This window comes from Acidiphilium sp. JA12-A1, from assembly GCF_000724705.2.
Lineage (GTDB): Bacteria > Pseudomonadota > Alphaproteobacteria > Acetobacterales > Acetobacteraceae > Acidiphilium > Acidiphilium multivorum.
In genome coordinates, this window is sequence record NZ_JFHO01000084.1 from 20,263 (window position 1) to 29,176 (window position 8,914).

Consider the following 8,914-nt stretch of genomic DNA (forward strand, 5'->3'; position numbering starts at 1 on the left):
GGTTCAGACCTCCAGCAGCGCGCGGCGCGCGAGGGGGCGGGCGAACAGGGCGGCGAGGTCGGCGGCTTGTTCGAAGCCCTGGATCGGGCTGAACACCAGCTCGATCGACCATTTCGTCGCGAAGCCCTCGGCCTCGAGCGGATTGGCGAGGCCGAGGCCGCAGACCACGAGATCGGGGCGGGCGGCGCGGCAGCGGTCGAGCTGGCGCTCGACGTCCTGGCCCTCGGCGAGCTGGGCGTCGGCGGGGAGCAAGGCGAGATCCGGCGCCATCAGCCTTCGGTTGAGGAAGGGCGTGCCGACCTCGGTGAGGATCATGCCGCATTCGCGGGCGAGGAAGCGGGCGAGCGGGATTTCGAGCTGGGAATCGGGAAAGAGGAAGACGCGGCGGCCGGCGAGGCGGGCGCGCGGCGCGGCGAGGGCGGCGGTGGCGCGGCGGACGGGCAGCGACAGCACGCCATCGACATGGGCGGGATCGATGCCGAAGGCGGCGGCGATGCTCTCGAACCAGAGCCGCGTGCCCTCGGCGCCGAGCGGGCAGGGGGCGGCAATCGGCACCGCGCCGCGCCGCTCCAGCGCGGTGGCGGTTTCGCCGAGGAAGGGCTGGGCCAGCACATAGCGCGTGCCGGGGCCGATCGGCGGCATCGCGTCGGCGCGGCGGGCGGGCAGGAAATCGACCGGGGCGATGCCGAGGGCGGCGAAGAGGCGGCGGAACTGGTCCTCCACCACATCGGCGAGGGCGCCGACCACCAGCAGCCGCGTGGCCGGGCCGGGCGCGGGCGCGAGGGTGGGGACGAGGGCGGACAGGCAGGCATCCTCGCCCTCTGTGAAGGTGGTGCCGATGCCGCTGCCGGAATAGGCGAGCACGCGCGGGCTGCGGTCGAAGCGCTCCTCCAGCCGGGCGGCGGCGCGGCCGAGATCGAGCCGGATCACCTCGGACGGGCAGGAGCCGACCAGGAACAGCAGCCGGATATCGGGGCGGCGGGCGATCAGGCGGGTGGCGACGCGGTCGAGCTCGTCGTCGAGATCGGCGCGGCCGGCGAGGTCGCGCTCCTCGATGATTGCGGTGGCGAAGCGGGGTTCGGCGAAGATCATCACCCCCGCCGCCGACTGGAGCAGATGCGCGCAGGTGCGCGAGCCGACGACGAGGAAGAACGCATCCTGGATCCGGCGGTGCAGCCAGACGATCCCCGTCAGCCCGCAGAACACCTCGCGCTGGCCGCGCTCGGCAATGACCGCGGGCGGGGCGGCCGGCGATGTGGCGCAGGCGCTCATCAGCCGGGGATCGCGGCGCGGGGGGCGGCTTCGAGCCGGGCCGCGCGCAGCTTCATCAGGAACTGGGTGGCGTTGACCAGATAGGTGCCATAGGCCGCGAGCGCGATCAGCATCTGCGTGTGCGCGGGTGCGGCGCCGGTGACCAGCACCGCGACGTAGGTGACGTGCAGCCCGATCACGAGGACGCTGAAAACGTCTTCCCAGAAGAACGCCGGCGCGAAGAGATACTGGCCGAAGACCGCGTTTTCCCAGATCGCGCCGGTGACCATGATGGTGAACAGGATCGCGGTCTTGGCGAGGATGGAGGCGGTGGCGATGGCCAGGCCCTCGCCGGTGGCGAGATAGCGCAGCACGAGGCAGACGCTGATCAGGAAGACGGCGAACTGGAGCGGCGCGAGGATGGCCTGCACCGTGGTCCAGGGCGTCGAATCCCGCCGCCGCCGCTCTTCGACGCTGTAGAGATAGGGCGAGCGCCGCGTGCCGCGCCGGGGCGCGGGATGGGCCTGCGCCGAGATGCCGTAGGCGTGGCCCTGCCACGGGCAGCAATTCACGGGGGCGACCAGACGGTCGATGATGCGTGTAAAGTCCACTTGACATGCCCTCTCGAGAAGCGTTCGATCCACAACGAAAAGGAAGCCGGCAGGCAGTGGTCCGCTATCGTGCGGGCGCTACCCAACCAGCCCGCTGGGGGCAGCGATGGCCAGATTTCATTTTATCAAGCCGAATCATCGGAATTTCCTCGGTCGCGTCATAGCGACAATTGAAAGGCTAGCGTCCGGCCGCTCCGAATGTCAATCTATATTTACGTCAATATCGATTGACATTCGGGAAAAATTAATGCCATCCTGTGCCCATGTTCGGGAGGTATCTGATGCGTGAATCTGCAGATGCGTATCTGGATTTGCACTTCGGGGACACCGAGAGCGGTACCGAACAGATCGACAGCGGCGGCCTTGCCGACCGGAACGCCCTTCGGCGTCAGCCGCAAACATACTTCCCCCCCTGGTCGGACCTGCTGGACCGTGTGCTGCGGCAGCAGGTTCTGCCGCGCGTCATCGCCAGCCATCTGCCCTTGCCCGTCTGGGTCGATGTCAGTCTGGTCAAGCCTTCGGCGCGGGAGGTCGAGCAGTTTCTCGGCTGCATCCTGATGGACGATCTCAGCCGCGCCCATGTGCTGATCGAGCAGTTCGCCGCGCGTGGGGCGGATCACGACATGATACTGCGCGATCTGCTCACCCCGGCCGCCCGTCGGCTCGGGGTGCTGTGGGAGGAGGATCGCTGCGACTTCGCCGCCGTGACGCTTGGAATGGTGCGACTGAACCAGATCCTGCTCGAGACCAGCCCGCCGCCAGAGCTGCCGGCCGGTATGGAGCGGATGGCCGGACAGGCCTTGTTCGCGGCGGCGCCAGGCGAGCAGCACACATTCGGGATTGCGGTGCTGGCCGATGTGTTCCGCCGCACCGGGTGGCTGGTGAGTACCGAGCCGCGCAGCACGCGGACGGTTCTGTTGGCAATCGCGCGGCGCAACTGGTTCGACGTGATCGGCCTTTCGGTGACAGCTGACCGCTGGTTGAAAGGGCTGCCGGCCATTATCCGCTCGCTGCGCGCGGTGGCGCCAAATCCGGCTCTCCACGTCATGGTCGGCGGCAAGGTCTTTCTCGATTATCCGGAACGCTGCCAGTTCGTGGGGGCCGACTCGATGGCCGTCGACGCACAGGACGCGCTGCGCCAGGCAAGCCGGCTGGATCTCAACCGGACGGCCGCACGGCGTTGAGACAACGCCCGAACTAGACGCATGTCACTACGCGTTGACGATCGGGGTAGTTGAAAGTTGACACTAGGGAGGATACTTCAGACGTCTCGAATATTTAAACGAATTCCTGAAAGAGTGGTCCGAGATGAAAGCCTTCAAATCGCCCGGCAAATGGCTCGTCGGCATGAGTGCGGACATTGTCGGGATGGTGATCGCGACGATGGCGGACATCGCCCTCATCGTCGACCGGAAGGGTGTGATCCGTGACATCGCGGTTCAAAATACGGCGCTTGCGCGGGAATTCGCCGAGATTTCCGACTGGGTCGGGCGGCCCTGGGTGGAGACCGTGACGTTGGAAAGTCGTGACAAGGTGGTCGCGATGCTGAGCGCGGCGGGCGAGGCTCCTGCGGATCAGGCGCTTGCCACGGACCGGCACGTGAATTGTCCCGGGCGGGATGGCAGGGACGTGCCGGTGCTGTTTTCGGCCATGGCGATCGGCGAGAAGGGCAGCATCGTCGCCTTCGGCCGCGACCTCAGGACCATCGCGACACTGCAGCAGCGGTTGATCGACGTGCAGCAGTCACTGGAGCGGGATTTTTCGCGGCTGCGCCATGTCGAGACGCGCTATCGGATTCTCTTTCAGCAATCGTCGGAGCCGATGCTGGTGCTCGATGGCGCAACGCAGCGTGTGGCCGAGGCCAACCCGGCGGCACAGCAGATGTTTCGCCGACAGGGCAAGCTGGTGGGGCGGGCATTTGCCGATGTCGTCGAACCGGGCAGCCGGGCCACGCTCGAGCGGTTGCTGGGCGGCGTGAGCCGGACGGGCCGCGCCGATGACACGCCGATCGGCCTGCTCGGGCAGAAGGAACCCGTCGGCCTCTCGGCCTTTGTGATCCGCCAGGGCAGCGGACTGAATTTCCTCATCCGGCTTTCGCCGGTGAAACTCCCGGATCGGCAGGACGTGCTGCCCGCTGGCAAGGCGAACCTGCTCAAACTGATCGACAACGCGCCGGACGGGTTCGTCGTCGCCGGGCATGACGGGCGGGTGATCGCGGCGAATGCGGCCTTCGCCGAGATGGTGCAGGCGGCATCTCCCGAGCAGGTGGTTGGGCTTTCGCTGGACCAGTGGCTCGGCCGACCTGGAGTCGACCTGCCGGTGGTGACAGCCAATTTGCGGCAGAACGGCTCGGTTCGCCTCTATCCGACGACATTGCGCGACGAGTTCGGCGCCGAAATCGATGTCGAAATCTCGGCCGTTTCGCTGGTCAGCGACGGCAAGCCCTGCTTCGGCTTTGCGATTCGCAACGTCGCCGGGCGGGCTACGTCCGAACTCATGCGCCCTGCCGCGGCGCGGACAGTGCCGCGCTCCCTCGAGCAGATCAGCGAACTGATCGGCCGGGTGTCGCTCAAGGATATCGTCCGCGAGACGACCGACGTGATCGAGCGGCTGTCGATCGAGGCGGCGCTCGACATTACCGGCGACAACCGGGCTTCGGCGGCCGAGATGCTCGGCCTGTCGCGACAGAGCCTTTACGTGAAGCTGCGGCGCTACGGCATGATGGATGCCGCGCCGGCCAGCCCCGGATAGGCCGAAGGGGGAGCGATGGCGTCAGCGAAAGAGACGAACCTCACGCTTGCTCCCCTGCGCGTCGCCCCGGAATCGCTGCCCGGCTTCCGGGTCTGTCTCGAACTTCTCAAGCCGGTTACCTGGTTCGCCGCAATCTGGGCCTTCGTCTGCGGCGCCGTGTCCTCCGGCGCGCCGCTGGCCGGGCGCTGGCCGGAGCTGCTGCTCGGCATGGTGCTCGCGGGGCCGATGGTCTGCGGCACCTCGCAGGCGGTCAATGACTGGTTCGACCGCCATGTCGATGCGATCAACGAGCCGGACCGGCCGATCCCCTCCGGCAGGATGCCGGGGCGCTGGGGGCTTTACGTCGCGCTGATCTGGACCGCGCTTTCGCTCGCGGAGGCGGTGCCGCTCGGGCGCTGGGGGTTCGGCGCCGCGGTGTTCGCCCTGCTCGCGGCCTGGGCCTATAGCGCGCCGCCGCTGCGGCTCAAGCGCAATGGCTGGTGGGGCAATGCCGCCGTCGCCCTCTGCTACGAGGGGGTGCCGTGGTTTACCGGTGCCGCGGTGATGCGGGGCGCGCTGCCCTCCGCCCCGGTGCTGTGGCTGGCGCTGCTCTACAGTTTCGGCGCGCACGGCATCATGACGCTGAACGATTTCAAGTCGGTCGAGGGGGATCGGCGGAGCGGCATCCGCTCATTGCCGGTGCAGCTCGGCGTTGCCCCGGCGGCGCGGCTCGCCTGCGTGGTGATGGCGCTGCCGCAGCTCGTGGTGATCGGGCTGATGATCGCCTGGGATCACCGGCTCGCGGCGTTCGCGGTCGGGCTGCTGCTGGCGTGCCAGCTTGGGCTGATGGGAAGGCTGCTGCAGCGCCCGCGCGAGCGCGCCCCCTGGTACAACGCGACCGGGACGACGCTTTATGTCATCGGCATGCTGGTCTGCGCTTTCGCGCTCGCCGGCGGAGGAGCATGAAATGGCCGCGATACAGGATTATGACGTGGCGGTGATCGGCGGCGGGCCGGCGGGGGCGACGGCTGCCGCCACGCTGGCGCGGGCCGGCCGCTCGGTGCTGCTGCTCGACCGCGCGGGGCGGATCAAGCCCTGCGGCGGCGCGGTGCCGCCACGGCTGATCCATGAGTTCGACATCCCCGATCACCTGCTGGTGGCCCGCGCGCGGGGGGCGCGCATCGTCTCGCCGCGCGGGCGGCAGGTGTCGATGCCGATTGCCGGGGACGGGTTCGTCGGCATGGTGGATCGCGACGTGTTCGACGAGTTCCTCCGCGCGCGGGCGGCAACGGCCGGGGCGGTGCGGCTGACCGGGCGGCACGAGCGCATCGAGCGCGCGGCGGACGGGCGGACGCTGGTGCATTACCGCGCCGGCGAAATGCAGCACACGGTGGCGGCGCGGGCGGTGATCGGCGCCGATGGCGCGGCCTCGGCGGTTGCGCGGCAGATGGTGCCGGGCGCGGGTGCTGCGCGGCGGGTGTTCGCCTATCACGAGGTGATCCGCGCGCCGGCGGCGGGTGCGGCGGAAGCGGGCTGGGATGGCAGGCGGTGCGACATCTATTACGACGCCCGGGTTTCGCCCGATTTCTACGCCTGGATCTTCCCGCATGGCGAGACCGCGAGCATCGGCACCGGCAGCGCGGTGAAGGGGTTCTCGCTGCGCCGCGCCGTCGCGGCGCTGCGCGACGAGACCGGGCTCGGGCAGGCGGAGACGATCCGCGCCGAGGGCGCGCCGCTGCCGCTGAAGCCGTTGGCGCGGTGGGATGACGGGGTGAACGTGCTGCTGGCCGGGGATGCCGCCGGGGTGGTGGCGCCGGCCTCGGGCGAGGGGATCTATTACGCGATGCTCGGCGGGCAGCTCGCCGGCGAGGCGGCCGACGCGTTCTGCGCCAGCGGCGATGCGCGGGTGCTGCGCGAGGCGCGGCGGCGGTTCATGGCGGCGCATGGCATGGTGTTCGCCGTGCTCGGGATGATGCAGGATTTCTGGTATGCCAGCGATCGGCGGCGGGAGCGGTTCGTCGCCATCTGCGGCGATGCCGACGTGCAGTCCATCACCTGGCAGGCCTATATGGAAAAGGCGCTGGTGCGGGCGAAGCCGGCGGCGCATCTGCGTATCTTCGCGAAGAACATCGCGCATCTGACCGGGCTGGCGCGGGCATGAGCGCGCTCGGGGGCGGCTGGGGGCCGGTGCTGGTCGCGGCGGGTGCGGCGGCGGCGACGGCGCTGGCCGGCGGGCTCGCGACGCGGCTCGGCACCTGGTACCGTCAGCTCCACAAGCCGTCCTGGCAGCCGCCGGAATGGCTGTTCGGTCCGGTCTGGACGCTGATCTTCGCGCTCGCCGCCGCCGCCGGCGTGATCGGCTGGGAGAGCGCGCCCGCGCCCGGCGCGGCGGGGCGGCTCCTGGTGCTGTTCGGGCTCAACGCGGTGCTGAACATTCTCTGGAGCGTGCTGTTCTTCACCCTGAAGCGGCCGGACTGGGCGCTGGCCGAGCTGGTGGCGCTGTTCGCCTCGATCGCGGCGATCATGCTGGCGATGCAGCCCTATGCTGCGGGGGCGAGCCTGTTGCTGCTGCCCTATCTGCTGTGGGTGGGCTTCGCCGGCGTGCTGAACCTGACGATCGTGCGGCTGAACCGCCCGTTCGGCGCCGCCATGGGAGCGCGCTGACATGGGCCCGTATCCGTTCAGCGCGATCGTCGGCCAGGCGGAGATGAAGGAGGCGCTGCTGATCGCGGCGATCGAGCCGGCGCTGGGCGGGGTGCTGGCGCTGGGCGATCGCGGCACCGGCAAGTCGACCGCGGTGCGGGCGCTGGCGGCGTTGCTACCGGCGGTGAGTGCCGTGGCGGGCTGCCGCTATCGCTGCGATCCGGCCGATCGGCGGCGGCTCTGCCCGGAGTGCCGGGCGCGGCGCGTCGGCGGGCGGTTGCCGCGCGAGCGGGTGCGCGTGCCGGTGGTCGATCTGCCGCTCGGCGCCACCGAGGACAGGGTGGTCGGCGCGCTGGATATCGAGCGCGCGCTCGCCGACGGGGTCAAGGCGTTCGAGCCGGGACTGCTGGCCCGCGCCAATCGCGGCTTTCTCTATATCGACGAGATCAATCTGCTGGAGGATCACCTGGTGGATCTGCTGCTCGATGTCGCGGCGTCGGGCGAGAACGTGGTCGAGCGCGAGGGGCTGAGCCTGCGCCACCCGGCGCGCTTCGTGCTGATCGGCAGCGGCAACCCCGAGGAGGGCGAGTTGCGGCCGCAGTTGCTCGACCGGTTCGGCCTGTGCGTCGAGATCAGGACGCCGACGGATATCGACGAGCGGATCGAGGTGGTGCGGCGGCGGGATGCGTTCGAGCAGGACCCGGCCGGCTTCGCGCGGCGCTTCGCGGCGGCGGAGGCCGGGCTGCGCGAGGCGATCGTCGCGGCGCGGCGGTTGCTGCCGATGGTCGCGGTCGCCGACGAGGTGCTGGCGCTCGCCGCCCGGCTGTGCGTGGCACTCGGCACCGACGGGCTGCGCGGCGAGCTGACGCTGCTGCGCGCGGCAAGGGCGAAGGCGGCGCTGGAAGGCGAGGTCGCGGTGACGCCGGCGCATCTGCGGGCGGTGGCCCCGGCGGCGCTGCGCCACCGGCTGCGGCGCGATCCGCTCGATGAATCGATGGCCGGCGCGCGGGTCGATCGCGCGCTCGACGAGGTGTTCGTCGCATGAGCCCGATGCCGCCGCCGCGCCCGGCGCGCAGCGCGGCGGTGGTCGCGGCCCTGTTCAGCCTCGACCCGGCGGGGCTGGGCGGCATCTGGGTCCGCGCGCCGTTCGGCCCGGCGCGGGACGGGTTTGTCGAGCATGTCCGCGCCCTGCTGCCGGCGGGGGCGGCGATGCGGCGGGTGCCGGCCGGGATCGATGACGGACGGTTGCTCGGCGGGATCGATCTCGCGGCGAGCCTTGCCGCCGGGCGCCGGGTGATGGCGGCCGGCCTGCTGGCGGAGGCGGCGGGCGGCGTGCTGGTGCTGCCGATGGCCGAGCGGCTCGACCGCGCCCTGTGCGCGCGGCTGGCGCTGGCGCAGGAGGGCCGGTTCGGCGCCATCGCCCTCGATGAGGGGATCGGGCCGGAGGAACATCTCGCCCCCGCGCTGGCCGACCGGATGGCCTTCGCCCTCGATGCCGCCGATCTGCTGGCGCGGCGCCCGACTGCGCGGATGCGCGGGCTTGGTGCGGCGCGGCGGCGGCTCGCGCGGATGCGGATGGATGACGGCGTGGCCGAGGCGCTCTGCCATGTGGCGGCGCAGCTCGGAATCTTCTCGCTGCGGCCAGTGATCCTCGCCATGCGGGCGGCGCGGGCCGCCGC

Annotated in this window: 8 protein-coding genes and 1 pseudogene; 7 read left to right on the forward strand and 2 right to left on the reverse strand. The window is 70.4% G+C overall.

The genetic code is table 11. From position 1 onward, the window contains the following. Positions 1-3: 3 nt before the first annotated feature. Both RT91_RS15205 and bchF read right to left on the reverse strand, forming a co-directional pair. Entirely contained in the window at positions 4-1,272 is a 1,269-nt protein-coding gene (locus RT91_RS15205; protein ID WP_035188165.1) for a ferredoxin:protochlorophyllide reductase (ATP-dependent) subunit N, read from the reverse strand. Then, the gene (gene bchF / locus RT91_RS15210) at positions 1,272-1,862 is read right to left on the reverse strand and encodes a 2-vinyl bacteriochlorophyllide hydratase (RefSeq protein ID WP_013640268.1); all 591 of its coding nucleotides are present in this window, start codon (positions 1,860-1,862) and stop codon (positions 1,272-1,274) included. Before bchF ends, RT91_RS15205 begins: the two co-directional genes overlap by 1 nt. 263 nt (positions 1,863-2,125) lie before the next feature. Between bchF and RT91_RS15215 the strand changes: the two genes are divergently transcribed. From RT91_RS15215 to bchD, 7 genes and pseudogenes are all read left to right on the forward strand, one after another. Then, positions 2,126-3,046, forward strand: a complete 921-nt coding sequence (locus RT91_RS15215) for a B12-binding domain-containing protein (RefSeq protein WP_240314323.1) — start codon at positions 2,126-2,128, stop codon at positions 3,044-3,046. A gap of 124 nt (positions 3,047-3,170) precedes the next feature. Next, positions 3,171-4,613, forward strand: coding sequence for a transcriptional regulator PpsR (gene ppsR, locus RT91_RS15220; protein ID WP_035188167.1), 1,443 nt, complete (start codon positions 3,171-3,173; stop codon positions 4,611-4,613). A gap of 15 nt (positions 4,614-4,628) precedes the next feature. Continuing rightward, a complete protein-coding gene (chlG, locus tag RT91_RS15225) occupies positions 4,629-5,558 on the forward strand; it encodes a chlorophyll synthase ChlG (protein ID WP_035188168.1) in 930 nt (309 codons plus the stop codon). Between the two features lies 1 nt (position 5,559). Then, positions 5,560-6,753, forward strand: a complete 1,194-nt coding sequence (locus tag RT91_RS15230; protein WP_035188170.1) for a geranylgeranyl diphosphate reductase — start codon at positions 5,560-5,562, stop codon at positions 6,751-6,753. Continuing rightward, on the forward strand, positions 6,750-7,256 hold the full coding sequence (locus tag RT91_RS15235; protein ID WP_035188172.1) for a TspO/MBR family protein: 507 nt from the start codon (positions 6,750-6,752) through the stop codon (positions 7,254-7,256). The genes RT91_RS15230 and RT91_RS15235 overlap by 4 nt, the downstream gene beginning before the upstream one ends. A 1-nt stretch (position 7,257) precedes the next feature. Next, positions 7,258-8,280 (forward strand): magnesium chelatase ATPase subunit I, encoded by a 1,023-nt coding sequence (gene bchI / locus RT91_RS15240; RefSeq protein ID WP_035188174.1) that lies wholly within the window; start codon positions 7,258-7,260, stop codon positions 8,278-8,280. Then, positions 8,277-8,914 (forward strand): annotated as a pseudogene (gene bchD / locus RT91_RS15245) (magnesium chelatase ATPase subunit D); the annotation flags it as partial. The gene bchI and the pseudogene bchD, both read left to right, overlap by 4 nt.